The sequence below is a fragment of the Bradyrhizobium jicamae genome, from assembly GCF_001440395.1.
Taxonomy (GTDB): Bacteria; Pseudomonadota; Alphaproteobacteria; order Rhizobiales; family Xanthobacteraceae; genus Bradyrhizobium; species Bradyrhizobium jicamae.
Window position 1 is genome coordinate 47,827 of the sequence record NZ_LLXZ01000183.1, and the last position, 25,425, is coordinate 73,251.

Here is a 25,425-nt window from a genome sequence, read left to right on the forward strand (position 1 = left end):
ACGCCGCCGCCAAGAGCCTGCGACCATTAACAGCGTGCAATATTCGGTGGGAGACGGAATGCGGCGCTCTTACCCCGTCATTGCGAGCGAAGCGAAGCAATCCATAGTGCCGCATAACGGATAGATGGATTGCTTCGTCGCTTTCGCTCCCTTGCGCAAACGCTTCGCGTTTGTCGCAGGCAATGACGCGGAGAGGGCGGAGGTTACCCCTCCGCCTTCAACTTCTCGGCGGCCTTCGGCGCGAAATAGGTGAGGATGCCATCCGCACCGGCGCGCTTGAAGCCGAGCAGGCTTTCCATCATCGCGCGCTCGCCGTCGATCCAGCCATTGTTGGCGGCGCCTGCGATCATCGCGTATTCGCCTGATACCTGGTAGACGAAGGTCGGCATCGCAAACGTGTCCTTCACCCGCCGCACGATGTCCAGATAGGGCATGCCGGGCTTCACCATTACCATGTCGGCGCCCTCGGCAATGTCGAGTTCGACCTCGCGCAGGGCTTCGTCGGAATTGGCGCTGTCCATCTGGTAGGTGCGCTTGTCGCCGGTGAGCGTCTTTGCCGAGCCGATGGCGTCGCGGAACGGGCCGTAGAAGGCGCTGGCGTATTTCGCCGCGTAGGACATGATCTGCACGTCGACAAAGCCGTTGTCGTCCAGCGCCTCGCGGATCGCGCCGATGCGGCCGTCCATCATGTCTGACGGTGCAATGACGTCGCAGCCGGCCTCGGCCTGCACCAGCGCCTGTTGCACCAGCACCGCCACGGTCTCGTCGTTGAGGATCCTGCCGTCCTCGATCAGCCCGTCATGGCCGTGGCTGGTAAAGGGATCCAGCGCGACGTCGCAGAGCAAGCCGATCTCGGGGAATTCCTTCTTGATCGCGCGCACCGACTGGCAGACGAGATTGTTCGGATTGAGCGCCTCGGAACCGGTCTCGTCCCGGAGCGACGGCTCGGTGTAGGGAAACAGCGCGATGCAGGGAATGTTCAGTTTCATCGCGCGTTCGGCATCGCGCACCGCCTGGTCGACGGTGAGGCGGTCGACGCCGGGCATCGAGGCCACCGGCGTGCGGGTGTTGGTGCCGTCGACCACGAACAGCGGCCAGATCAAATCGTCTGTCGTCAGCACGTTTTCGCGCACCAGCCGCCGCGTCCATTCAGCCTTGCGGTTCCGGCGGGGGCGGATGATCAGGTCGAGCGGGGTGGAGGCGAGGGCGGTCTGCCGCCGCGGCGCGTCGCGCATTTCGATCGGACGCCCGAATTTGATCGCCATGTGATGGGTACTCCTGGAGGCAGGCCAGTTTTGATTTGTTCCAGTTCTAGCATCTTGCCCGCCGCTCGTCACCGCGCCTTGATCCATCTCATCGGCAATTGATTTTGCCGTCCCGGCGGGCCAAGACATGACGCGATAAGGAGATTCCAGCATGCATTCAGCTCCGATCCCCGGGGCTCCCAAATCAGCCCGTGGGCCGGTGGCCATGTCCGATCTTTCGGCGCGCGATCAGGCGCGGGCCAGGGACAGTGCGATGTCGGTCGGCGCGATGTCGTCGGAGCGGATCGAGCCCGACGAGAATGTGTGGACGCGGCGCCTCGTGCTGTTCCTGCGCATCATGGCGATCGTGTCGATCATGAAGGGCCTGTACCACTGGGCGCAGGTCACGGGTTTCATCGGCGGCGAGGAAGAGGCGTTCGAAAACCAGTCGATGGCCTGGCAGACCGCGACCGTCTATTTCGCCGTTATCGAACTCGTCGCCGCCGTAGGCCTCTGGCTCGCCACGCCCTGGGGCGCGGTGGTGTGGCTCACCACCGTGGTGTCGATGGCTGTAATCGAGCTGATGTTCCCGGGCATCTATGGCGGCAGCCTGACGGTGGTGGCGCTCGAAGCCGTGATGCTCGGCGCCTATCTCATGCTCGCCTGGATGGCGGCCCGCGAACGGCCGCCGTAGGCGGCTTGTACCGATGTGCTTTCGCGTCTTCGCGGGGAGATGGTGAAGCACAACGCGTCAGTTTTCCGCCATAATCCATTCGCGTGCAGAAACCGCCACGCCGTCCCGTACAATTTTCCAGAATTTTGCCGGTAACGTTTCGCTCACCGTTAAGGGCCGTAAAGGGTTCCACCGCACATCTTACGCGAGCGTTTCGATTTCAGACGCACCTGTTTCCGAATGCGACAGGGAGTGCAGACGAAGCGTGAACAGGGCGCTTCCAGCCTCAATGAAATGTTGCAAAAAGCCTTGATCCATAGGGCTTAATGCACAATTCACTCTGTTAAATTCATGATCTCTTTATTGTCTTATTTAAGCGGATCTTCAAACGGGCCCCTTAAGTTGAGGCTATCAGGCGGGACAGAAGTTTCGTCGAAATAAGTCGAAAAACGACGACAGGGGAAGTGTCATGATCAAAGCCGTTGCAACGGCGGTGGAAACCGCTGAGCGCTCTGCCGGCCAAACTCCGGTGCAGCCGCTCTATCTGGAAGCGTTGACTTTGGTGGAGCGGCTTCACCGCCGGCTGCTCGACGTCATCAAGGACGAATTCGATCGCCGCGGCCGCGCCGATATCAATTCGGTGCAGGCTCTGCTGCTCTATAACATCGGCGACAAGGAGCTGACCGCGGGCGAGCTGCGCACGCGCGGTTACTATCTCGGCTCCAACGTCTCGTATAACCTGAAGAAGCTCGTCGAGCTCGGCTTCCTCGATCATCAGCGCTCCCGCGTTGATCGTCGCTCGGTCCGCATCCGCCTCACCGCGCAGGGCCAGGAAATCCGCAAGATCGTCGACGCGCTCTACCAGAAGCACGTCAAGACGGTGGAGCAGGTCGGCGGCATCTCGAACGAAGAGTTCGCGACGTTGAACAAGTCGCTGCACCGCCTCGAGCGGTTCTGGACCGACCAGATCCTGTATCGGCTCTGAGAAATTTCTTTCCACTCGCGGCAAGCCGGCCATCCAGAAGACGGCAGCCAACGGCGGACAACGAACTGGCAAGGCAGTAAGCCTTGCTCAAAGCGCATCGGCCCGGTTTTCCGGGTTCGGTGCGTCTTGTTTTTCAGGCAACCTCAAGTCGCCTGGCTGCGTCGCAGATGCTTGCGATAGCGCCCGGTGTTCGCTCGTCCCTTGCCCCATCCGACTGTGCCCCTTGCACAATCCGGATTGACTAGCCTTCGACGCCCCGCCCATAATCCCAAAAAATACAGGCTTCACGCACGTAGCGGCCGAGAAGAGTCGTGACGGCTTGACGCCCAAATGGGGAAACGGGCTTGTCGGCATCACGGCGTCCCATGTTCGGCGAGCAACAGCGCTTCGTCCTGCTTCTGATCGCGCCGGCTGCGCTGTTGATGTTGCTGTTTCAGGTCGTGCCGATCGTGATCGGCGCCAATGCGAGCTTTCGCGACTGGGCGCTCTACAATCCCAAGAAGACCTGGATCGGCTTCGACCATTATGCGGCCGTGATAACGGATCCCGCGTTTCTCTACGTGGTGCTGCCGAACACTTTCCTGTTCATGGTGCTCAGCGTTGCCGGCGCGCTGGTGACGGGGCTGGCGCTGGCGCTGCTGCTCAACCGGCCATTCCGCGGGCAGAAGCTGGTGCAGACGATCCTGCTGGTGCCGCTGATGGTCGCGCCGGTGGTTGCCGCGATCATGATCCGCTGGATATTCAATGACCAGTTCGGCATTGCGAATGTGGTGCTGGAAGCCATCGGCCTCGAAGGCCAGCCCTGGCTGGTGCAGCGCTGGAGCGCCTTCTGCATCATCCTGCTCACCGACATCTGGCTGTGGACGCCGTGGTTCACGCTGCTGCTGCTCGCAGGCCTGCAGAGCCTGCCGAAGGAGCCATTCGAGGCCGCCGCCATCGACGGCACCACCACCTGGCGCGTGTTTCGCTATCTGACGCTGCCGATGCTGCGGCCGGTGATCGTGGTCTGCGTGGTGATCCGCGCCATCGACGCCTTCCGCACCTTCGACATCGTCTGGACGCTGACGGGCGGCGGCCCCGGCCGCTCCACCGAGCTGTTCAGCCTCTATGCCTATGTGCTCGCCTTCCTCAATCTCGACCTCGGCCGCGGCTCGGCGGCCGCGATCGTCGGCGGGTTGATCATCCTCGTGCTCGGCGTGGTGATGTACCGTCTCGTAGACCGCATCGCGAAGGCTTAGACCGCTCATGCCGATGGTGACACGCCCCGCATTTCTCCCCGGCCTGCCGAACTGGAGCCGCAAGACGTTCTTTGCCCTCGCGCTCGCTGCGATCTGCTTCGCCTTCGCCTTTCCGGTGCTGTGGCTGATACTGACCTCGCTGCGCCCGGAGTCCGGCGTCTATTACGTGCATCGCGGCACCGAATTCACTCTCGGCAATTTCAAGGAGGTGCTCGGCCAGGAACGCATCGTCGAGGCCTTCATCAACAGCGCCGTCATCTCGACGCTGGCGACGGTGTTTTCACTGCTGGTGACCGTATCGAGCGGCTACATGCTGTCGCGCTTCACCGGCCCCGCGGCACGCATGTGGTTCGGCACCATCTACGTGTTTCGCTGCGTGCCCTATATCTCCTGGGTCCTGCCGCTCTACTTCGTGGTGCAGAGCTGGGGCATTTACGACACCTATGTCGGGCTGCTGCTGCCGCATATCGCTGTCCACATCTGCTTCTTCTCCTGGCTGATGAAGGGCTTTTTCGATGGCATCGATCCCTCGATGGAATATGCCGCCATGATTGACGGCTGCAGCCGCTGGGGCGCGTTCATCCGCGTCGCCATTCCCTCCGCGCTGCCGGCCATTTCCGCACTTGCCGTGCTGTGCTGGCTGTTCACCTGGAACGAATTTCTGTTCGCGCTGATCCTGACCGGCAACCGCGTACCCGTGATTACAGTCGTGATGGCGCAGTTTGTCACTGAAATGGGCCTGCACTGGAATCTGATGGCCGCGACCGCCGTGATGGCCCTGCTGCCGGCCTTCCTGATCGCGCTGTTCGGCCAGAAATACGTGATCAGGGGATTGAGGATCTGACTATTTAAGGAAAGACCAAGCCGAGGCAACGAAAGACACAACAAAAAGAGGAGGAGAGGCAATGCAGGGACTGGCGAGATGGTTCGTGGCCGCGACGGCAGCCCTGGTGGCTGTGACCGGTGGTGCCGCGGCACAGGTGAAGGAGCTGCGGATCGGCTATCAGCCGAGCCCGATCCAGGACGCCTCGATCGCGATGTTCGAGGCATGGGGCGCCAAGAACGGCGTCAAGATCGTCAAGGTGCCGAACTCCTACGGCGTCTATGTCGAGAAGATGACGGCCTCGCTGACCTCGAACTCGGATCAGTACGACGTGATCTGGCACAATGACGACTGGGGTCAGACCTGGGCGCATCTGCTGGAGCCGACCGACGATGTCGAAGCCAACAAGTTCGGCTCCAAGTGGAGCATGTCGCCGATCGTGTTCGCCAATGCGCAAGGCCAGAACACCGTCGTGCCGATGGGCCAGACTTTTAGCGTGTTCTTCTACCGATCCGACCTCGTCAAGCCAGAGGAAGTGCCGAAAACGCTGGAAGAGCTCGTCACCATGAGCAAGAAGCTGCAGGCCGACGGCAAGGTGAAGTTCGGTTATGTCGGCGGCATGTCCATGAACCACTCCTGGTTCAGCTGGTTCTGGTCGATGTGGGCGAACAATTGCGACGTGCTGCTGCCGGCTTACGAGCGCGACAACAAGAAGCTCGCGGAAGCCGGCTGGAAATCGGGCCTGACCGACCCTTGCATGCAGAAGACGGTGGAGTACTGGTGGGATGCGATCAACACCCACAAGATCTCGCCGCGCGGCATGCCGGCCTATGACCGCAACGAAGCCAACGCCATCTTCATGGCGGGCGATGCCGCGTTCACGGTGGCGGACACGCTGTGGTGGGGCACGTTCAACGATCCCAACAAGTCGAAAATTGCTGGCAAGGTCGCTGCCGCGCGCTTCCCGCTTGGCCCCGACCGGAAGAAGCCGTTCGGCTGGGACGACATCTGGGGCTGGGCAATCCCGAAATCCATACCGGAAGAGCGCAAGAAGCTCGCCAAGCAGATGCTGAATGCGATGATGCTGGACGAGGAAGGCCAGACCAAGATGTTCAAGGCGACCGGCGCGCCGCCGCCCAACACGACGTTCTGGCCGAAGATCGCCGAGCAGGATCCCTTCATGAAGCTGCTGAAGGAGGCGGTGCTCGACTCCCCGGACAAGGTGCGCGGCGCCTATTACTTCCCGCAATGGCCCGCCGTGCACAAGGCGTTCAATGACGCCGTCACCAAGGCCGTCACCGGCAAGCGCGAGGACATCGCAAAAGTGCTCGCCGAGAACGCCCCGCTGGTCAGCAAGGCGGCGCAGTAATCAAGAACATGAAGCCCGCCGCGCAACTAGCGGCGGGCTCTCCAAAAACAGCAACAGGTTCGATAGCGGCGAGGCAATGGCAGCAATTTCACTGAGCAAGCTCAACAAGCATTATGGCTCGCTGTTCCACGCCGTGAAGGACGTCGATCTCGAGATTGCCGACAAGGAGTTCGTGGCGCTGGTCGGCCCGTCCGGCTGCGGCAAGTCGACGACGCTGCGGATGATCGCGGGGCTGGAGGACATCACCAGCGGTGATATCCGCATCGGCAACAAGGTCGTCAATCACCTGCCGCCGCGCGACCGCGACGTCGCCATGGTGTTCCAGAACTACGCGCTCTACCAGCACATGAGCGTCTACGACAATCTGGCGTTCGGCCTGCGCAACAAGAAGACGCCGGAAGCCGAGATCAAGACGGCGATCGACCGCGCCGCCGGCATGCTCGGGCTGCACGATCTGCTGCAGCGCAAGCCGAAGCAGCTCTCGGGCGGTCAGCAGCAGCGCGTCGCGCTCGGCCGCTGCATCGTTCGCAACCCGCAGGTGTTCTTGTTCGACGAGCCGCTGTCCAATCTCGATGCCAAGCTGCGCGCCCAGATGCGGATCGAGATCAAGCGCCTGCATGCGGAGATCCCGACCACCTCGGTGTTCGTGACCCACGACCAGGTCGAGGCAATGACGCTGGGTGACCGTGTCGTCATCATGCGCGACGGTCGCATTCAGCAGATCGGCACGCCGCTGCAGGTCTATGGCAAGCCCGCCAACAAGTTCGTGGCCGGCTTCATCGGCGCGCCCGCGATGAATTTCATCGACGTCACCGTGCGCAGCGCGGCGGGCGTGACATCGGTCGAGGCGGAGGGGCTGCGGCTCACGATCGGGCCCGCGGACGCGGCCGCGCTCGCGATCCACAGCGGCCGCCGCGTGATCATGGGCATGCGACCGGAGCACCTCACGCTCGGCAGCGGCGCCCCCGGCCTTGGCTTCGATGCCCACGTCGAGGTCGTCGAGCAACTCGGTTCGGAAATCCTGCTGGAGACGCGGGTCGGCGGCGCCACTATCACTGTTGCCCGTGTGCCCGCGGAAAGTACCGTTGCGCGCGGCGATCAGGTCCGCCTGTCGGCGCAGGCCGGCCGCCTGCATTTCTTCGATCCGGAAACGGAGCTCCCGATTTCCTGAGTGAAATCAGGCCGAAGCATTCTATTTCGGCCGCCTGAGTTCCGGGTTCCAAAAAAATGGAACCAATCCGACCCTTGTGCATTGTCGGCCCGGCCATAAAACAGGTGGGGCATGCTGGTCGAACGCGGGTTGCAGGTCATGAATGTCGAGGTGGTGGGCGAGGCCTATGCCATCGCTTCGAACTACCTCCGCAAGACCGGCGCCATCGCCGACAGCTTCGCCACCGACGAGCGGCTGCTCGAAATCATCGTCAAGATGTTCCGGCAAGGCGAATTCAACCGGATCAGGCTCGCCAACAGGGCAATCGCCAAATTCGAAGCCAGCGTACCGGCCTGACCGCAACAGTGTCATCCCCACAGGAGAATTCCATGGAAGCCGCGATCGACCGCATCATGCAGACCTATGATCTGCTTTTGAACTGCACGGCTGCGGCCAGCGACGAGGCGCGCGCCAAGGTGACGGCCTATCTCACCACGCTGGTCGAGGCCGGCGAAAAGGACCCGCACCGGCTGACCGTGTGCGGGCTGACTTACCTGCGTCAGCTCGACGGCAGCAACGATCCGGTGAAGGCAGGATATACGGGGCTATAGAGGGATCCGATCGGCGCAGCAGGAAGCACAACCTCGCGGAGAAAGCTTGCTGCCCCGCGTGCGCCGCCATAGATTCCGGGCTCTGATCGACGGAGGCTGCCATGACCTCTCTCACCCGTCGCCTATTCTTGTCGCTTGCGGCAGCGCTCGTGCCGGCTTCCGCTATCGCCCATCACGGCTGGGGCGGGTACGATACGTCAAAATCGTTCACCGTCACCGGCAAGATCCTGAAATCGACCTTCGAGAATCCGCATTGCGAGATCGAGATGGAGGTTGACGGCAAGCACTGGCACTTCGTCCTGGCGCCGCCATCGCGAATGCAGGCGCGGGGCGCAACCGCAGACCTGATCGCACCCGGCAAGACCTGCACCGTGTTCGGCTATCCTCACACCAGCAAGCCGGACGAGGCGCGGATCGAATATATCGTGCTCGACGGCAAGCGCATCGAGTTGCGGTAGGCCGCGCGTGGAACAGCAGCCGGCCGCATCGATCTTCCTGTCGCTGCAGGAAAGCGCGCTGGGGCACACGATGCGCGCTTCGCCCGCGCTTTATCCCGCGGTCGAGATTTTGCACATCATCGGCTTTGTGGTGCTGGTCGGATCGATCCTGGCGCTCGATCTGAGGCTGCTCGGGCTCGGACGCGCGATTGCGATCCAGCCGATGGCGCAACTGCTGTTGCCGGTGTCACGCGTGGGCTTTCTGCTCGCGATCAGCATGGGGTTTCTGCTGTTCAGCGCCGATGCCTCGCATGTCGTGAAAAATCCGGCGTTCCAGGCCAAGGCGCTGCTGATTGCGGCGGCGCTGGTCAACATCGTGATCGCGCATGCGATCCCATGGCGCGATGCCAGTCGCTGGGGCGACAAGGCGTCCAGCGGCGCCAAAGCGACGGCGCTGCTATCGATCGTGCTGTGGCTCGGCGTTATCTGTGCGGGTCGCCTGATTGCGTACTTCTAGCGAGGTGGCCATGTCCTTTATTCGCTTCGCCATCTTCGTACTCCTGCTCGCGGCGGCGGAGGTCGCCACAGCCGACGAGTCCGCCAAGGCCTGGAACGCACTGCGCGCCGGCGGGCATGTTGCGCTGATGCGCCATGCCGACGCACCGGGAGGGTTCGGCGATCCGCCTGGCTTCCGGGTCGAGGATTGCGCCACCCAGCGCAATCTCAGCGCCAAGGGCAGGGCGGACGCGGAAAAGATCGGCGCGCGGCTCAAGCGGGAAGGGATCGCGTTCGAAAAGGTCCTGAGTTCGCCATGGTGTCGATGCGTCGACACCGGCAAGTTGATGAACCTCGGCACGGTCGAGACCGAGGCGACGTTCGGCAATGTCGTGGTGCTGCGCGATCAAAGGGAGACGCTGACCGCGGGAGGGCGTGCGCTCATCGCCAAATGGACGGCCGACGGAAACCTGCTCGTCGTGACCCACGGCGCGAACATCTCGGCGCTCACCGGCGTCTCGCCCGCCAGCGGCGAGATCGTCGTCGTCAAAGGCGGCAGCGACCGCGCCGAGCCGGTCGGGCGCCTGCTTCTCGATTGAGCGCGGGTTCGATTATCGCGCTTCCGCCCGCGCGTCCCTGTTGCGATAGCGGTTCCAGTTGGCGATCACGGCCTCGTATCTCACAGCCTTCGCTGCAGTCTGGAGGGGCGCGCCTTGTCCTTGCGTCCCCTGGGTGCTCGTATCGGGAAAGACGATAAAGTATCCGAGCAGGCCGACGACCATCGTGCCGTAGATGAGGAAGGCCGTCATCAGCACGTGCCGGGTCTTGGCCTTGCGTTCGTTCGGTGGGAATGAGCTAGCCATCTTGGAAAATCCATCTGTCAGCCCCCGATCGGTTATAGGCGCAGTCGAAGCGCCAGCATGTGATCTGGTTCACGCAAGGGCCGGCGAAACGGCGTGGTGACCGTAGGATGGGTGGAGCGCAGCGAAACCCATCACGACATGCGCAGTCTTGGTGGCATTGATGGGTATCGCGGAGTTTATCATCGGGCCGGCCGAAGGCCGGACCCGTTGGCTCCACCCATCCTACGGTCTGCGATTGCTTCACTTCGCTTGCAATGACAATCTCAAGCGAACCGCACCAACAACAAACAGGAAACCCCATGCTCACACTCCACCATCTCAACGATTCCCGCTCGCAGCGGATCCTGTGGCTGCTGGAAAGAGCTCGGGCTTCCGCACGAGATCAAGCGCTATCAGCGCAACGCCGAGACCCGGCTCGCACCGCCGGAGTTGAAAGCGGTTCACCCGCTCGGCAAATCGCCTGTCATCACCGACGGCGACGCCACGATCGCCGAATCCGGTGCCATCGTCGATCACATCATCCGCCGCTACGGCAAGGGCGCGATGATGCCGGCGCCCGGCAGCGCCGACTTTGAGGCCTACAATGAGTGGCTGCATTATTCCGAAGGCTCGGCGATGCTGCCGCTGATGCTGAACCTCTATGTCGGCCGGCTGAAGGAGGCGGGCGCGCCCCTGCATCCGCGCATCGACAGCGAACTCGCGAACCACCTCGGCTATGTCGACGGTGCGCTGAAGGGGCGGGAGTTCTTCGTCGGCCCGTCGCTGACCGGCGCCGACATCCAGATGAGCTTCGTCGGCGAGATGGCCAAAGTGTTCGACAAGCTCGGCCCCTATCCGAACCTCGCCGCCTGGCTGGCGCGCATGCACGCCCGCCCGGCGTTCCAGCGCTCGGTCGCCGAGGGCGGGCCGTACCGGTTTGCGTGAGGAAGCTGGCGGTCATTCCGGGTTCGCTTCGCGCCCCGGAATGACGGTTGCGGGGGTTCAAGGCGCCCGGGCGGGGTCCCCCTTGGAACCCTTACATCCCCACCATATCTGGCATAAATACCAGCGGGATACCGCAAATGCTTGGCCATTCCGGCCCGGATGTGGTATCTCGCAGGCGCTTCTTTCGACCGCCACACCAGACCGCCCGCTACGCCCCTAAGGGCCTGCGGCGGTGGAGATATTCCGCCCAATGACCAGCGCCAAGACCGCCTCCGCGCCCGACTCGTTCTTCACGGCCAGCGTTGCCCAGGCCGACCCGGAAATCGCCGCCGCGATCAAGGGCGAACTCGGCCGTCAGCGCCATGAGATCGAGCTGATCGCCTCCGAAAACATCGTCAGCCGGGCCGTGCTGGAAGCGCAGGGTTCGGTGATGACCAACAAATACGCGGAAGGCTATCCGGGCGCGCGGTACTATGGCGGTTGCGAATGGGTCGATGTTGCCGAGACGCTGGCGATCGAGCGCGCCAAGAAGCTGTTCGGCGCGCAGTTCGCCAACGTCCAGCCGAACTCCGGCAGCCAGATGAACCAGGCGGCGTTTCTGGCGCTGCTGCAGCCCGGCGACACCTTCATGGGCCTCGATCTCGCCGCCGGCGGCCATCTGACCCACGGCTCGCCGGTCAACATGTCCGGCAAGTGGTTCAAGGCTTCGCACTACACGGTGCGGCGCGAGGACCAGATCATCGACATGGACGCGGTGGCCAAGCAGGCCGAGCAGGTGAAGCCGAAGCTGATCATCGCAGGCGGATCGGCCTATTCGCGCGCATGGGACTTCAAGCGCTTCCGCGAGATCGCGGACTCTGTCGGCGCCTATCTCCTGGTCGACATGGCGCATTTCGCCGGCCTCGTCGCCGGCGGTGTCCATGCCTCGCCGGTGCCGCATGCCCACGTCACCACCACCACCACGCATAAATCGTTGCGCGGCCCGCGCGGCGGCCTGATCCTGTGCAACGACGAGGCGATCGCCAAGAAGCTGAATTCGGCGATCTTCCCGGGCCTGCAGGGTGGTCCCCTGATGCATGTCATCGCCGCCAAGGCAGTGGCGTTCGCCGAGGCGCTGCGGCCGGACTTCAAGGTCTACGCCAAGAACGTCGTCGAAAACGCCAAGGCGCTGGCGGAAACGCTGCGCGGCCACGGCCTCGATATCGTTTCCGGCGGCACCGACAACCATCTGATGCTCGTCGACCTCAGGCCGAAGGGCCTGAAGGGCAACGTCTCGGAAAAGGCGCTGGTGCGCGCTGCCATCACCTGCAACAAGAACGGTATTCCGTTCGATCCCGAAAAGCCGTTCGTCACCTCCGGCCTGCGTCTCGGCACGCCGGCGGCGACCACGCGCGGTTTTGGCGTAGCCGAATTCAAGCAGGTCGGCGGCATGATCGCCGAAGTGCTCAACGCGCTGGCGCAGTCTGAAGACGGCAAGGCGCCGCTGGTGGAAGCCGCCATCAAGGAACGCGTGAAGGCACTCACCGACCGCTTCCCGATCTATCAGTAAAGGACGCGAGTGGATGCGCTGTCCGAGCTGCAACAGTCTCGATACACAGGTGAAGGATTCGCGGCCGACCGAGGATTCGGCCGTGATCCGGCGACGGCGGGTGTGCATCGCCTGCAACTTTCGTTTCACCACCTTCGAGCGGGTGCAGTTGCGCGAGTTGACGGTCATCAAGCGCAACGGCCGCCGGGTGCCGTTCGACCGCGACAAGCTGGTCCGCTCGCTGCAGATCAGTCTGCGCAAGCGCCCGGTCGACCCTGAAAGGGTCGAGAAGATGGTTTCCGCCATCGTGCGCGAGCTCGAAAGCGGCGGCGAGGCGGAAGTCTCCTCGGAGGCGATCGGCGAGATCGTGATGGAGCATCTGCGTCAGCTCGACGACGTCGCCTATGTGCGCTTCGCCTCCGTCTACCGCAATTTCCGCGAGGCCAAGGATTTCGAGACCGTGCTCGGCGAACTCACCGGCGAAGACGACGCGCGGGTCGCCACGTTACGCAAATGATCTTCCGCATTCTGGAAGACCAGTACGGGCAGAAACTCAGGGAGACCAAAGCCGCGGACCAGCGCTTCATGCAGCTTGCGCTTTCGCTCGGCCGTCGCGGGCTGGGGCGGACCTGGCCGAACCCGGCCGTTGGCGCGATCGTGGTGAAGGACGGCGTCATCGTCGGCCGCGGCTGGACCCAACCCGGCGGCCGGCCGCATGCCGAGCCCGAGGCGTTGAAGCGCGCCGGCGAGGCCGCGCGCGGCGCCACGCTCTATGTGACGCTCGAACCATGCTCCCATTTCGGCAAATCGCCGCCCTGTGTCGACGCCGTGATCGCCTCCGGCATCGCGCGCGTGGTCTCGGCGATCGAGGACCCCAATCCCGAAGTGGCCGGGCAGGGGCACGCAAAACTTCGGGCCGCCGGGATATCAGTCGATGTCGGCCTCGGCGCTGAGGAAGCCGCACGCGACCACGCCGGACACTTCCGCCGCATCCGCGACAAGCGCCCGCATGTAATCCTCAAACTCGCCGTCTCGGCGGACGACAAGATAGGTGCCGCCGGCCACAAGCCGGTCGCGATCACCGGTGAGGCAGCGAAGGCACGCGTGCATCTGTTGCGCGCACAATGCGATGCCATCCTGGTTGGGATCGGCACCGTGCTGGCGGACGATCCGCTGCTGACCTGCCGATTGCCCGGGATGGAAGGCGTTTCGCCGGTGCGGGTGGTGCTGGATCGTGCGCTGCGGCTGCCCGGCACCAGCAAGCTGGTTCAGTCCGCACGGCAGACGCCGCTCTGGGTGATGACCTCCGATTTCGCCGACGCCCCTGCGGCCATGAAGCTCGGCGCCGCTAGTGCGCAGGTGGTGCGCGTCGCCGCCTCCGCCAAACCGCCCGGACTGGACTTGCCGGCGGTCCTGTGCGCGCTGTCGGAAAAGGGCATCACGCGGCTGATGGTGGAGGGCGGATCGCGGGTCGCATCCTCCTTTGTCGCCGCAGGCTTGGTCGATGAAATCTGGCTGTTGCGAGGCCCTGACAAGATCGGCGCTGACGGTATTCCCGCGCTGGGCGCATTGCCGCTCTCGGCAATCACCGGGTCGCCCGCGTTCAAGACACGTGCTAGCGAACCACTCGGCCAAGACACTCTCACTGTTTACGAGCGCGTTTAATGTTCACCGGAATTGTCACCGACATCGGCGAGATCACGGCCCTCACGCCAACGGCGCAGGGGCAATTGCACCGCATGCGGATTGCCTGCCGCTACGACCAGACGACCATCGCCGACGGCGCCTCGATCGCCTGCAACGGCGTCTGCCTGACGGTAGTCGCCTCCGGCGTCGAAGGCGGCAAGACCTGGTTCGACGTCGATGCGGCCGCGGAAACGCTCGGCATGACCACGGCGAAGCATTGGGTCAAGGGCACCAAGCTCAACCTCGAGCGGGCGCTGAAGATCGGTGACGAACTCGGCGGCCATATTGTTGCGGGCCATGCCGACGGTATTGCGACCGTCGTCAGGCGTGACGATCTGCCCGATATGGCCCGGTTCGAACTGCGTACGACGCGCGAACTGGCCCGCTTCATCGCCGCCAAGGGCTCGGTGACGCTGGATGGCGTATCGCTGACCGTGAACACGGTCGAGGATGTCACATTTTCGGTGCTGATCATCCCGCATACGCTTGGCGTCACCACGCTCAGCGGCTGGGCGGCAGGCAGCGAGGTCAATATCGAGGTCGACCTGATGGCCCGCTATGCGGCGCGGCTGTCGGAAATGAAGTGACGGCGCAGCCGTCATTCCGGGGCGATGCGTTAGCATCGAACTATGGGGCGCCCCTTGCGCCCCTGAGAATCTCGAGATTCCGGGTCTGGTCCTTCGGACCATCCCGGAATGACGACGTCTAGAGTTCGTGCTTGGCTTAGCCACCCGCGGCGACTACATAACGCGCAAGTATCAGAGTGAAACGGATTGAACGATGGCAGACGCACGGCGCGCACCGCTGAAGGACCAGACCGACATATCAGGCGCGCGCGCGCTGATCGTCGAGGCGCGATTCTATGACGATATCCAGGATGCGCTGCTCGAAGGTGCGGTTGCCGAGCTGAAGGCCGCCGGCGTAACGCATGATGTCATCACGGTTCCCGGCGCGCTGGAGATTCCGGCCGCAATCGCGATCGCGCTCGATGCCGCCGACAGGAACGGCAAGCCCTATGACGCAGCGATCGCGCTCGGTTGCGTGGTGCGCGGCGACACCATCCATTTCGAGATTGTCTCGATCGAATCCTCCCGCGCGCTGATGGATCTGGCGGTCGCGCGCAAGATGCCGCTCGGCAACGGCATCATTACGGTGAATACCGACGAGCAGGCCTGGGCGAGGGCGCGGGCCAGCGAACTCAACAAGGGCGGCGACGCCGCGCGCGCGGCGCTGGCGATGCTGCGGATCAAACGCCGGCTGGCAAAGGTCTGATGATGGCGGATCAGAAAAAGCCCGCGAAAAGTCCCGACAAGAAAGCCAACCGCCGTGGCGCGGCGCGGCTGGCCGCCGTGCAGGCGCTGTACCAGATGGATATCGCGGGCGCAGGGATCAACGACATCTTCGCCGAGTTCGAGAGCCACTGGCTCGGCAACGAGGTCGAGGGCGACAAATATCTGCCGGCGGAGGCCGCGTTTTTCCGCGACGTGGTATCGGGCGTGGTCCGCGACCAGGCTAGGCTCGATCCCCTGATCGACGATGCGTTGCAGAAGGGCTGGCCGCTAAAGCGGATCGACGCGATCTTGCGCGCGGTGCTGCGCGCCGGCTCCTACGAGCTGGAGCACCGCAAGGACGTGCCGGGCCGCGTGGTCGTATCCGAATATGTCGACGTCGCGCATGCCTTCGTCGAAAAGGACGAGACCGGCATGGTCAACGCCGTGCTCGACCAGATCGCGCGCCAGTTCCGCTCCGACGAGTTCGCGCGTGGGTAGCGCCAAACCCGCGTCCAGCGAGGACTCGCTGATCGCGCGCTACTTCCGGCCGCTTGCAACCGATCCCGGCGCTTTCCGCCTCGACGACGACGCCGCCGCGCTGAGGCCCGATGGCAACGACATCGTGGTGACGGTGGATGCCATCGTCGAAGGCGTGCATTTTCTGCCCGACGATCCGCCCGAGACCGTCGCGCGCAAGGCGCTGCGGGTAAACCTCAGCGATCTCGCGGCGAAGGGGGCCAAGCCCGCTGGGTTCGTGCTGGCCCTGGCGCTCCGCAGTACCGACGAAGCCTGGCTAAAGCCGTTCGCGGCAGCGCTCGGCGAGGACGCTGTGCAGTTCGGCTGTCCGCTGCTCGGCGGTGACACCGTGTCGACGCCGGGACCGCTGATGATCTCGGTCACCGCCTTCGGCCGCGTGCCGCCGGGCAGGATGGTTCATCGCAGCGGGGCCAAGGCTGGCGAGCGGGTGATGGTGACGGGCACGATCGGCGACGCCGCGCTGGGGCTGGCAATCCTCAAGGGCGGGCAGATTCACGCCGCCACCGATAATGCCGTGCGGGAGCTGCTGGTCGGTCGCTATCGCGTGCCACAACCGCGCCTGGCGATGGCCGAGATCATCAGCGAATTCGCCAGCGCGTCGATGGACGTTTCCGATGGCCTCGCCGGTGATCTCACAAAGCTCTGCGGCGTGTCGGGCATCTCGGCCGTGATTGACCTGCAGCAAGTCCCGCTGTCCGGCCCGGCAGCGGATCTGGTGTCACGCGGCATTGTTGGAATGGAAACATTGCTGGCCGGCGGCGACGACTACGAGATCCTGTGCACCGTGCCGGAGGACCGCGTCGACGCATTCGCGCAGGCTGCGCGGCGCGCCGGCATACCTGTCGGTTCCATCGGAACGGTGGTGGCGGGGAGCGCCGCCCCGAAGTTCGTCGACAAGGCGGGCAAAGAACTCGCGCTGGAGCGGCTGTCCTACAGCCACTTCTGACGGCAGGCAGGCTGCGCCTTCCGCGGTGGTCCCGCCGCGCGGCAAATTTTTAGACTGATTACCGGTGATTCCTTTCAAAATTAGACGGTTTTTGCCCCAGGTGGCGTTGCGCCGGGAAGGCGATTTTGGCAAGGTCCCGCCGATTTGAGGTCACCCTTTTGGGGAGGGTAGACTTCCTAAATAATGCGCCGGCCGCGCTCGCGGGATGGCGTGGGGCGGAAACGAGCATCTGAGGCAAATTCAATGACAGCATTGTGGGTGATTGTGCTCTGCGGAGCGCTTTCGATTCTTTACGCCATCTGGGCCACGTCTTCGGTTCTGAAGTCGGACGCCGGCAATCCGCGCATGCAGGAAATTGCGGCGGCGGTGGCCGAAGGCGCGCAGGCCTATCTCAAGCGCCAGTACATGACGATCGCTATGGTCGGCGTCGTGATCTTCGCGCTGCTGGCCTACTTCCTGGGCATGCTGGTTGCGATCGGCTTCCTGGTCGGCGCCGTGCTGTCGGGCGCCGCCGGCTTCATCGGCATGAACGTTTCGGTCCGTGCCAACGTGCGCACCGCGCAGGCGGCGACCACTTCGCTGGCCGGCGGCCTTGAACTGGCCTTCAAGGCGGGCGCGATCACCGGCCTTCTGGTGGCCGGCCTCGCGCTGCTCGGCGTCACCATCTATTTCGCCTATCTCACCCAGATCATGGGGCTGAAGGCCAATGACCGCGTCGTCGTCGACGCGCTGGTGGCGCTCGGCTTCGGCGCCTCGCTGATCTCGATCTTTGCCCGTCTCGGCGGCGGCATCTTCACCAAGGGTGCGGACGTCGGCGGCGACCTCGTCGGCAAGGTCGAGGCCGGTATTCCCGAGGACGATCCGCGCAACCCGGCGACCATCGCCGACAACGTCGGCGACAACGTCGGTGACTGCGCCGGCATGGCGGCCGACCTGTTCGAGACCTATGCGGTGACCGCGGTCGCCACCATGGTTCTCGCCGCGATCTTCTTCGCGAACTCGCCGCTGCTGGTGAACATGATGACCCTGCCGCTCGCCATCGGCGGCGTCTGCATCATCACCTCGATCATCGGCACCTTCTTCGTCAAGCTCGGCGCCAGCCAGTCGATCATGGGCGCGCTGTACAAGGGCCTGATCGCAACCGGCGTCCTGTCGCTGCTCGGCGTTGCCGCCGTCATTCACTGGCTGATCGGGTTCGGCCCGCTGGAGGGTGTGAAGTTCACCGGTATGGCGCTGTTCTGGTGCGGCGTCGTCGGTCTTGCCGTCACCGGTCTGATCATCTGGATCACCGAATACTACACCGGCACCGACTATCGCCCGGTGAAGTCGATTGCGTCGTCCTCGGTCACCGGCCATGGCACCAACGTGATCCAGGGCCTGGCGATCTCGATGGAAGCGACCGCGATGCCCGCGATCGTCATCATCGCCGGCATCCTCATCACCTACAGCCTTGCCGGCCTGTTCGGCATCGCGATTGCCACCGCGACGATGCTGGCGCTGGCAGGCATGATCGTCGCCCTCGACGCCTTCGGCCCGGTCACGGACAATGCCGGCGGCATCGCCGAAATGGCAGGCCTGCCGAAGGAAGTCCGCAAGTCGACCGACGCGCTCGATGCGGTCGGCAACACCACCAAGGCGGTCACCAAGGGCTACGCGATCGGTTCTGCCGGTCTCGGCGCGCTGGTGCTGTTCGCGGCCTACAATGAAGACCTCAAGTTCTTCATCGCCAATGCTGCGAAGTTTCCGTACTTCCAGGGTGTGCTGCCCGACTTCTCGCTCAACAACCCCTACGTGGTGGTCGGCCTGCTGTTCGGCGGCCTGCTGCCGTATCTGTTTGGCGCGATGGGCATGACCGCGGTCGGCCGTGCAGCCGGCGCGATCGTTGAGGAAGTGCGCCGTCAGTTCCGCGAGAAGCCCGGCATCATGCAGGGCACCGACAAGCCGGACTACGGCAAGGCCGTCGACCTGCTGACCAAGGCGGCGATCAAGGAAATGATCATCCCGTCGCTGCTGCCGGTGCTGTCGCCGATCTTCGTCTACTTCGCGATCTACGCGATCGCGGGTGGTGGTGCAGCCGGCAAGTCGGCGGCGTTCTCCGCCGTCGGCGCCATGCTGCTCGGCGTGATCGTGACCGGCCTGTTCGTCGCGATCTCGATGACCTCGGGCGGCGGCGCCTGGGACAACGCCAAGAAGTACATCGAGGACGGCCACTACGGCGGCAAGGGCTCCGACGCCCACAAGGCGGCGGTGACCGGCGACACCGTCGGCGATCCCTACAAGGATACGGCGGGTCCCGCCGTCAACCCGATGATCAAGATCACCAACATCGTGGCGCTGCTGCTGCTGGCAATCCTGGCGCACTGAGCGGCGAGCTGATCGAAACGAAAACCCCGCGGTGCGAGCCGCGGGGTTTTTGCTTGGCATGAAACTCGTTCGCTGTATGCGGACAACACGGAGACCAATCTATGTCGCTCTCATCTGCCCGGAATTATGCACTTCGCGCCTCCAAGTCGCAGGACCAGAAGGAGGCCATCGAGTTGCTGTCCAAGGCCATTCTGGAACTGGCTTTGTCAATTGAAGCCACTGACGCGAAGGTCAAGAAGATCAACAAATCGTCCTAGGGAATTATGCGTAGCGATCCATCTCCGCCCGTCGGATCGAAACGAAGAAACCCCGCGGCGCGCGGGCCGCGGGGTTTATTGGATGTCCCGGATATCGCTGCGCACATCCGGGCTACGCGAATTACGCGATCAATTCACGTCCATCTGCAGGCCTTCGCGCTTGATGATCTCGCCGAACTTTGCCGTCTCGGCCTGCACGAAGTCAGAGAACTGCTGCGGCGTGCCCCAGTCGGCGGTGGCGCCCATATTGCCGATGGTCTTCTTGACGTCATCGCGCGCCAGCATCGCCTTGATCTCCTTGTTGAGCGCCTCGACGGCGGGAGCGGGCGCGGCCTTCGGCAGGAAGATGCCGAACCAGGAGGAGACGTCGAACTTCGCAAGCTCGGGCACGCCCTCGCGCATGGTCGGGATGTTGGGCGCCGCCGGGGTACGTTCGGGCGTCGTCACGCAAAGCGCGGTGAGCTTGCCTTCCTGGGTCTGCGGCAGCGTGGGATAGAGGTTGTCGAACAGGATCTGGATGTCGCCGGCCAGCGCCGCCTGCAGCGCCGGGCCCGCGCCGCGGAACGGCACATGCACCATCTTCAGGCCTGTGAGTTGCAGGAACCAGGCGCCGGTGAGGTGAGGGCTCTGCCCGACACCGGAGGAGCCGTAGGTCAGCTTGTCCGGATTGGCCTTGATGTAGGCGATCAACTCTGGGATCGACTTGATGCCGGTCGACGGATGCGCCGACACGATGTTCGGAATCCGGATCATGTTGCTGACCGGCTGCAACTGATCGGCCTTGTAGGTCATGTTGCGGAAGATGCTGTAGGCGATCGCGTTCGGACCGGGATTGCCGACCAGGATGACGTGGCCATCAGCCTTGCCTCGCACGGCTTCGGCGGTGCCGATGGTGCCGCCGCCGCCGGAGCGATTTTCGACAACGGCAGATTGGCCCCACGCGGTCTGCAGATGCGCAGCCAGCAACCGTCCCATCACGTCGGTGCTGCCGCCGGCCGCTGCCGGTACGATGAGACGCACGGTCTCGGTCGGGCGCCAGTCGGAGCCGAAGCTCGAGCGCGGCAAGATTGCCGCCGCCGAAACGGCTGCAGCTCCGGTCAAAACGCGGCGTCGAGAAATAGCTTTAATCGTCACAAGTTCACTCCCTGCTTTGGATTCTTGTTGGCAGGGACCGTAGGCAGCGCGCACGCGGAGAGCAAGCGGGCGACTTGGCGCAGGATTTCCGCGCCACGGAACAGAGTGAATTTGAGCTTACCGGGCTCTAGTTGAAGCTGAGCAGCTTGAACAGCGGCGTCAGGTAGCTGAGCTCCTGGCCGGAGGTGGGCGTGGTGCGGCTGATGAAGTCGAAGATCTTGCCGTCCTGCAAGCCGTAATTGGCAAGCCGCTGCACCTGGCGGTTCTTGTCGAAATAGATCGCGATCACGCGCTGGTCGACGACCTGCTGATTCATGAAGGCGACTTTGCGCTCGGAGCGCTGCGAGATGTAATAGAACACCTCGCCGTTCAGGGTCGCCACCGTGGACGGCGTTCCCATCACGATCAGCACCTGATCCTGGCTGGCGCCGATCGGAATCTGCTCCAGCGCGTTGGGCGGCAGGATATAGCCCTTCTGGAACTGCTCGCCGGTGCATCCGGCCAGCGCCGCGCAGACCAATGCCACGGCTGCCGCCGCGCGAAAACCGCGCCGGCGTGCGGACAGGCGGCACGGCGAGGGCACGCTGGTGCTCAGGTGGCTCATTTTCGTCATGTCAGGAATTAGCCCATCCTCTTGCATCGCGCGGTGCGTTGACGTACCGGGCAGAACGCTGGATTGCAACATGCGGGCTCCGGGCAAAGAATCTGGAAGGCTCGCTCGCGGAACCCACAATGCTTTGGCCGTTCAATCACTTCAGGAAACCCCGGCCGCCGTTGCGCGGCACCATCGAGGCCATCTATGGCATGATCGTGACGCAGGCGCGAGAACCGTTGTTTTATCGGGACTTTGGGGTTCCGGACACGGTTAACGGCCGTTTTGACCTGCTTCTGGTCCATTTGTGGCTGATCCTCCGGCGGTTGAAATCGGTCGAGGGGACCACGGCCCTGTCGCAGGGGCTGTTCGACCATTTTTGCAACGATATGGACGATAATCTGCGCGAGATGGGGGTCAGTGACCTCAAGGTGCCGAAACGGATGCAGGCCTTCGGCGAGGCCTTCTATGGCCGGACGGCGGCCTATGACATGGCGCTGACCGAGGGCCGAGAGGCGCTGGCGCAAGCAATGTGCAAGAATATCCTGAACGGCGAGCACATCGAAAAGGCCCGGCTGCTTGCCGCCTATGCCGAATCGGCGATCATCACCCTGGATGGCTTTGACGAGGCGACGCTGCTGAGCGGTTCGGCCAGGTTTCCCGTGCCGGAGAAGGCGGGCGCACAGCCATGAACAAGACCGGCACAGAGAAGCCCGACCCGTGGCGCGTTCCCGTTGCCGTCGCGCAGATCCCCGAGACGGGCCTGCATCGCGACATCGAGGCCGATCAGGCTATCCGTAACGCGATGGCCGAAATGGGAGGCCTGCGGGAAGTGCTGTCGGCGCAGGCCACGTTCGACGTCACGCCAAAGAGCGGCGGCCGCTTCCACGTCGCCGGCCACGTGCGGGCACGCATCGGCCAGACCTGCGTGGTCACGCTGGAGGAGATCGAGAACGACATCGATGAGCCGATTGATCTGATCTTCGCGCCGCCCGAGCAGATCCCGCAGATGGCCGCGCTGGTCGACGAGGCCGAGGAGAGCGACGAGGAGACGCCCGATCCGCCCGAGCCGATCGAGAACGGCATGATCGACCTCGGCAGGGTTGCCACTGATGCGTTGTATCTCGCGGTCGATCCCTATCCGCGCAAGCCCGGAGCCGTATTCGAGCCGGTGGTTGAAGCCGCCGATCCCGAAGATCATCCGTTCGCGGCGCTGAAGGCGCTCAAGGTAGAGCCGAAAAAACCTCGCTCCAGGAAGCCCAAAGGCAAGTAGCCGGCAGTTAAAGTGCCTGGCGAGGCTGCCGCCAATTTGAGGCAGCTCTGATGGCCGCTCAAAAATACCCCGTAAGGCATTGATTTGTCTAACTATATCTTGCCTTCTTGATTTCGGGCCACACAGCTTCCCTTTCGCCAAAAGAGGGTGGCCAAGAGGTTGTGTCGGGGCGCGGAAACGCTATTGTCGCGGCCCGACGGGGGCGCGGGTTGCGTTTCGCCGAGCGCCGCGTAGGCGGTGCCATTCCAGTGCGCGGCCGGCTCTACGAGGGCCGCGAGAGATCAGGTTTCCGGGACATTCATGCCGCAAAAGGTTCGAATCGCGCTTGACGCCATGGGCGGCGATGTCGGCGCATCGGTCGTCATTCCCGGCGCCGCAATCTCTTTGAAACGGCATCCCGATAGCGAATTCCTGCTTTATGGCGACAGCAAGCTGATCGACGCAGAATTGGCGAAACACCCCGCACTGAAGGCGGCTTCGCGCGTTATCCATACCGACGTGGCGATCAGCAATGACGACAAGCCGAGCCACGCGCTGCGGCGCGGCCGCAAGACCTCCTCGATGTGGCTTGCGATCGATGCGGTAAAGCGGGGCGAGGCGGATGTCGTGGTTTCCGCCGGCAACACCGGTGCGCTCATGGCGATGGCGCGGCTCCACTTGCGCACACTGCCCGGCATCGACCGTCCGGCAATCGCGGCGCTTTGGCCGACCGTGCGCGGCGATACCGTCGTGCTCGATCTCGGCGCATCGATCGGTGGCGATGCTCACCATCTGGTGTCGCTGGCGGAGATGGGCGGCGCGATGGCGAGCGTTCTGTTCAACATCGAGCGTCCGACCGTCGGGCTGCTCAATATCGGCCGTGAAGAGATGAAGGGACACGAGGAAATCCGTGAGGCGGCGGAGCGGTTGCGGGCGATGAAGCTGCCGCAGCTCAATTATGTCGGCTTCGTCGAGAGCGATGACATCGGCAGGGGAGCGGTCGATGTGGTCGTGACCGAAGGCTTTTCCGGCAATATCGCGCTGAAGGCGGCCGAAGGGACCGCGCGGCAGATGTCGGAATTCCTGCGTAACGCCCTGACGCAAAACTGGCTGAGACGTATCGGCTATCTCCTTGCCCGCGGCGCCTTTCAGGCGCTGCGCGCCAAGATGGACCCCAATAAATCCAATGGTGGTATGCTGCTTGGACTGAAAGGGTTGGTTGTCAAAAGCCATGGCGGAACCAACTCCGAAGGCTTTGCGTACGCAGTCGACGTTGGCTATGAGATGGTCCGCTGCGATCTCCTCACCAAGATCACTCAGATGATAAATAGCGACGGTAGTGCGCTGGCACAGACCGCGCAGGAGGCTGTCTCGTGACTGCGAAACGTTCGGTCGTACTGGGCTGCGGCTCTTATCTGCCGCAGAAGGTGCTGACCAATGCGGAACTCGCCGCCCGTATAGATACGTCGGACGAGTGGATCGTGCAGCGTACCGGCATCCGGGAGCGGCATATCGCGGCCGAGGGCGAGTTCACCTCGCACCTGGCGGTCAACGCCGCGCGCGCAGCGCTGGAGCATGCCGGCCTCGACGCCCAGGCGATCGACCTGATCGTGCTGGCGACCTCGACGCCGGACAACACCTTTCCGGCGAGCGCGGTTGCGGTCCAGAATGAGCTCGGGATCCACCATGGCGCCGCCTTCGATCTGCAGGCGGTGTGCTCCGGCTTCGTCTTCGCGCTCGCCACCGCCGACAATTTCCTGCGCTCAGGCGCCTACAAGCGTGCGCTGGTGATCGGCGCCGAAACCTTCTCGCGCATTCTCGACTGGAACGACCGCGGCACCTGCGTGCTGTTCGGCGATGGCGCGGGTGCGATCGTGCTCGAGGCGCAGGACCAGCCGGGCCTGCCTTCCGACCGCGGCGTGCTGACGACGCATCTGCGCTCGGACGGCCGGCACAAGGCAAAGTTGTTCGTCGACGGCGGTCCTTCCAGCACCCAGACCGTCGGGCATCTCCGGATGGAAGGGCGCGAAGTGTTCAAGCACGCGGTCGGCATGATCACGGACGTGATCGTGGACGCCTTCAATGCGACGGGAACCAGCGCCGAGGACATCGACTGGTTCATTCCGCACCAGGCCAACAAGCGAATCATCGATGCTTCAGCGCACAAGCTTCATATTGCGCCGCAGAAGGTGGTGCTGACCGTGGATCAGCACGGCAATACTTCGGCGGCGTCGATTCCGCTGGCGCTTTCGGTTGCCGTCAAGGACGGGCGCGTGAAGAAGGGCGATCTGGTGCTGTTTGAAGCCATGGGCGGCGGCTTCACCTGGGGTTCCGCCCTCGTGCGCTGGTAAGCGCCGGGTAAAACCGCCGATTAAAATTGTGGCCGTCTTCATGCGTCTGCATGATGCTCGCTGTTGACCATTGCGAGCTAACCTCCTAATTTCAGGCAATAAATTTGTTCGCCGAGAGTGCGGGGCAGGCGATGACCGGGACCGGAAAAACAGTCACACGTGTCGATCTATGCGAGGCGGTCTACCAGAAGGTGGGCCTGTCGCGAACGGAATCGTCCGCGTTTGTTGAACTCGTTTTGAAAGAAATCACCGATTGCCTGGAGAAAGGCGAGACGGTGAAGCTGTCGTCGTTCGGCTCGTTCATGGTGCGCAAGAAGGGACAGCGGATCGGACGTAACCCGAAGACCGGTACTGAAGTGCCGATCTCACCGCGTCGTGTGATGGTGTTCAAGCCATCGGCGATTCTGAAGCAGCGCATCAACGGCCATGCGGTGGGCAACGGCGAAAGCAAGGCCGATTAGCGAGATCGCGTAGCAAGGCGAGTACTGCGTCTTCACCAACCAGATGAGTTGAGAGGAGTGGCATTTGGACAAAGCGCCGGATGCGTTCCGCACCATCAGCGAAGTCGCTGAAGAGCTCGACATTCCCCAGCACGTGCTGCGATTCTGGGAGACGCGGTTCGCCCAGATCAAGCCGATGAAGCGAAGCGGCGGGCGGCGGGACTACCGCCCCGACGACGTCGATTTGCTGAAGGG

General features: G+C 63.5%; 30 protein-coding genes and 1 pseudogene. 27 read left to right on the forward strand and 4 right to left on the reverse strand.

Annotated elements, in window-relative coordinates:
* Positions 1–203: 203 nt before the first annotated feature.
* Positions 204–1,265, reverse strand: a complete 1,062-nt coding sequence (gene hemB / locus CQ12_RS30920; RefSeq protein ID WP_057839063.1) for a porphobilinogen synthase — start codon at positions 1,263–1,265, stop codon at positions 204–206.
* Between the two features lie 205 nt (positions 1,266–1,470).
* Between hemB and CQ12_RS30925 the strand changes: the two genes are divergently transcribed.
* The 11 genes from CQ12_RS30925 (at position 1,471) to CQ12_RS30975 (ending at position 9,624) form a co-directional block, all read left to right on the forward strand.
* Positions 1,471–1,938: a DUF6163 family protein gene (locus CQ12_RS30925; protein ID WP_057839064.1), complete on the forward strand. Its 468-nt coding sequence runs from the start codon at positions 1,471–1,473 to the stop codon at positions 1,936–1,938.
* Between the two features lie 448 nt (positions 1,939–2,386).
* A complete protein-coding gene (ldtR, locus tag CQ12_RS30930; RefSeq protein ID WP_028345688.1) occupies positions 2,387–2,902 on the forward strand; it encodes a transcriptional regulator LdtR in 516 nt (171 codons plus the stop codon).
* A gap of 344 nt (positions 2,903–3,246) precedes the next feature.
* Positions 3,247–4,140, forward strand: coding sequence for a carbohydrate ABC transporter permease (locus CQ12_RS30935; RefSeq protein ID WP_245310246.1), 894 nt, complete (start codon positions 3,247–3,249; stop codon positions 4,138–4,140).
* Between the two features lie 7 nt (positions 4,141–4,147).
* The gene (locus CQ12_RS30940; RefSeq protein WP_057839066.1) at positions 4,148–4,984 is read left to right on the forward strand and encodes a carbohydrate ABC transporter permease; all 837 of its coding nucleotides are present in this window, start codon (positions 4,148–4,150) and stop codon (positions 4,982–4,984) included.
* A gap of 61 nt (positions 4,985–5,045) precedes the next feature.
* A complete protein-coding gene (locus CQ12_RS30945; RefSeq protein ID WP_057839067.1) occupies positions 5,046–6,332 on the forward strand; it encodes an extracellular solute-binding protein in 1,287 nt (428 codons plus the stop codon).
* Positions 6,333–6,408: 76 nt separating this feature from the next.
* Positions 6,409–7,503, forward strand: a complete 1,095-nt coding sequence (locus tag CQ12_RS30950) for an ABC transporter ATP-binding protein (RefSeq protein ID WP_057839068.1) — start codon at positions 6,409–6,411, stop codon at positions 7,501–7,503.
* A gap of 111 nt (positions 7,504–7,614) precedes the next feature.
* On the forward strand, positions 7,615–7,839 hold the full coding sequence (locus CQ12_RS30955; protein ID WP_057839069.1) for a hypothetical protein: 225 nt from the start codon (positions 7,615–7,617) through the stop codon (positions 7,837–7,839).
* Positions 7,840–7,871: 32 nt separating this feature from the next.
* Positions 7,872–8,093 (forward strand): hypothetical protein, encoded by a 222-nt coding sequence (locus tag CQ12_RS30960; protein WP_057839070.1) that lies wholly within the window; start codon positions 7,872–7,874, stop codon positions 8,091–8,093.
* 101 nt (positions 8,094–8,194) lie between these two features.
* On the forward strand, positions 8,195–8,551 hold the full coding sequence (locus CQ12_RS30965; protein ID WP_057839071.1) for a DUF6152 family protein: 357 nt from the start codon (positions 8,195–8,197) through the stop codon (positions 8,549–8,551).
* Between the two features lie 7 nt (positions 8,552–8,558).
* Positions 8,559–9,047, forward strand: coding sequence for a DUF6644 family protein (locus tag CQ12_RS30970; protein ID WP_057839072.1), 489 nt, complete (start codon positions 8,559–8,561; stop codon positions 9,045–9,047).
* Between the two features lie 10 nt (positions 9,048–9,057).
* On the forward strand, positions 9,058–9,624 hold the full coding sequence (locus tag CQ12_RS30975) for a histidine phosphatase family protein (RefSeq protein ID WP_057839073.1): 567 nt from the start codon (positions 9,058–9,060) through the stop codon (positions 9,622–9,624).
* A gap of 12 nt (positions 9,625–9,636) precedes the next feature.
* Here CQ12_RS30975 and CQ12_RS30980 read toward each other — a convergent pair whose 3' ends face one another.
* A complete protein-coding gene (locus CQ12_RS30980) occupies positions 9,637–9,888 on the reverse strand; it encodes a hypothetical protein (protein ID WP_057839074.1) in 252 nt (83 codons plus the stop codon).
* A gap of 299 nt (positions 9,889–10,187) precedes the next feature.
* Between CQ12_RS30980 and CQ12_RS30985 the strand changes: the two are divergent.
* From CQ12_RS30985 to CQ12_RS45305, 10 genes and pseudogenes are all read left to right on the forward strand, one after another.
* Positions 10,188–10,812, forward strand: a pseudogene (locus CQ12_RS30985) (glutathione S-transferase family protein).
* Positions 10,813–11,062: 250 nt separating this feature from the next.
* Positions 11,063–12,361 carry a serine hydroxymethyltransferase gene (glyA, locus tag CQ12_RS30990; RefSeq protein ID WP_057839075.1) on the forward strand — a complete coding sequence of 433 codons (1,299 nt, stop codon included), beginning with the start codon at positions 11,063–11,065 and terminating at the stop codon, positions 12,359–12,361.
* Positions 12,362–12,374: 13 nt separating this feature from the next.
* Positions 12,375–12,857 carry a transcriptional regulator NrdR gene (gene nrdR / locus CQ12_RS30995; RefSeq protein ID WP_057839076.1) on the forward strand — a complete coding sequence of 161 codons (483 nt, stop codon included), beginning with the start codon at positions 12,375–12,377 and terminating at the stop codon, positions 12,855–12,857.
* Positions 12,854–14,005: a bifunctional diaminohydroxyphosphoribosylaminopyrimidine deaminase/5-amino-6-(5-phosphoribosylamino)uracil reductase RibD gene (gene ribD, locus CQ12_RS31000; RefSeq protein WP_057839077.1), complete on the forward strand. Its 1,152-nt coding sequence runs from the start codon at positions 12,854–12,856 to the stop codon at positions 14,003–14,005. Before nrdR ends, ribD begins: the two co-directional genes overlap by 4 nt.
* On the forward strand, positions 14,005–14,613 hold the full coding sequence (locus CQ12_RS31005) for a riboflavin synthase (protein WP_057839078.1): 609 nt from the start codon (positions 14,005–14,007) through the stop codon (positions 14,611–14,613). The genes ribD and CQ12_RS31005 overlap by 1 nt, the downstream gene beginning before the upstream one ends.
* A gap of 193 nt (positions 14,614–14,806) precedes the next feature.
* Entirely contained in the window at positions 14,807–15,298 is a 492-nt protein-coding gene (gene ribH, locus CQ12_RS31010) for a 6,7-dimethyl-8-ribityllumazine synthase (RefSeq protein ID WP_057839079.1), read from the forward strand.
* A 2-nt stretch (positions 15,299–15,300) separates the two neighbouring features.
* The gene (gene nusB, locus CQ12_RS31015) at positions 15,301–15,795 is read left to right on the forward strand and encodes a transcription antitermination factor NusB (protein WP_057839104.1); all 495 of its coding nucleotides are present in this window, start codon (positions 15,301–15,303) and stop codon (positions 15,793–15,795) included.
* Positions 15,788–16,780 carry a thiamine-phosphate kinase gene (gene thiL / locus CQ12_RS31020; RefSeq protein WP_057839080.1) on the forward strand — a complete coding sequence of 331 codons (993 nt, stop codon included), beginning with the start codon at positions 15,788–15,790 and terminating at the stop codon, positions 16,778–16,780. The genes nusB and thiL overlap by 8 nt, the downstream gene beginning before the upstream one ends.
* A 243-nt stretch (positions 16,781–17,023) precedes the next feature.
* Complete coding sequence (locus CQ12_RS31025) at positions 17,024–19,144, forward strand: sodium-translocating pyrophosphatase (protein ID WP_057839081.1); 2,121 nt, start codon at positions 17,024–17,026, stop codon at positions 19,142–19,144.
* A 101-nt stretch (positions 19,145–19,245) separates the two neighbouring features.
* Entirely contained in the window at positions 19,246–19,401 is a 156-nt protein-coding gene (locus tag CQ12_RS45305; RefSeq protein WP_187399163.1) for a hypothetical protein, read from the forward strand.
* 129 nt (positions 19,402–19,530) lie between these two features.
* Here the strand turns inward: CQ12_RS45305 and CQ12_RS31030 are convergent, their stop codons facing one another.
* Entirely contained in the window at positions 19,531–20,535 is a 1,005-nt protein-coding gene (locus CQ12_RS31030; RefSeq protein WP_057839082.1) for a Bug family tripartite tricarboxylate transporter substrate binding protein, read from the reverse strand.
* Positions 20,536–20,662: 127 nt separating this feature from the next.
* Positions 20,663–21,139: an outer membrane protein assembly factor BamE gene (locus CQ12_RS31035; RefSeq protein ID WP_430642285.1), complete on the reverse strand. Its 477-nt coding sequence runs from the start codon at positions 21,137–21,139 to the stop codon at positions 20,663–20,665.
* 128 nt (positions 21,140–21,267) lie between these two features.
* Between CQ12_RS31035 and CQ12_RS31040 the strand changes: the two genes are divergently transcribed.
* From CQ12_RS31040 to CQ12_RS46870, 6 genes are all read left to right on the forward strand, one after another.
* Positions 21,268–21,819, forward strand: a complete 552-nt coding sequence (locus CQ12_RS31040) for a ubiquinol-cytochrome C chaperone family protein (protein ID WP_057839084.1) — start codon at positions 21,268–21,270, stop codon at positions 21,817–21,819.
* The gene (locus CQ12_RS31045) at positions 21,816–22,400 is read left to right on the forward strand and encodes a YceD family protein (RefSeq protein WP_057839085.1); all 585 of its coding nucleotides are present in this window, start codon (positions 21,816–21,818) and stop codon (positions 22,398–22,400) included. Before CQ12_RS31040 ends, CQ12_RS31045 begins: the two co-directional genes overlap by 4 nt.
* Positions 22,401–22,700: 300 nt before the next feature.
* Positions 22,701–23,756, forward strand: a complete 1,056-nt coding sequence (gene plsX / locus CQ12_RS31050; RefSeq protein ID WP_057839086.1) for a phosphate acyltransferase PlsX — start codon at positions 22,701–22,703, stop codon at positions 23,754–23,756.
* Positions 23,753–24,730 (forward strand): beta-ketoacyl-ACP synthase III, encoded by a 978-nt coding sequence (locus tag CQ12_RS31055; RefSeq protein ID WP_057839087.1) that lies wholly within the window; start codon positions 23,753–23,755, stop codon positions 24,728–24,730. Before plsX ends, CQ12_RS31055 begins: the two co-directional genes overlap by 4 nt.
* A gap of 131 nt (positions 24,731–24,861) precedes the next feature.
* Positions 24,862–25,191, forward strand: coding sequence for an integration host factor subunit alpha (locus CQ12_RS31060; protein WP_057839105.1), 330 nt, complete (start codon positions 24,862–24,864; stop codon positions 25,189–25,191).
* 64 nt (positions 25,192–25,255) lie between these two features.
* A partial coding sequence (locus tag CQ12_RS46870) for a MerR family transcriptional regulator (protein ID WP_245310248.1) occupies positions 25,256–25,425 on the forward strand: 170 nt, incomplete at its 3' end.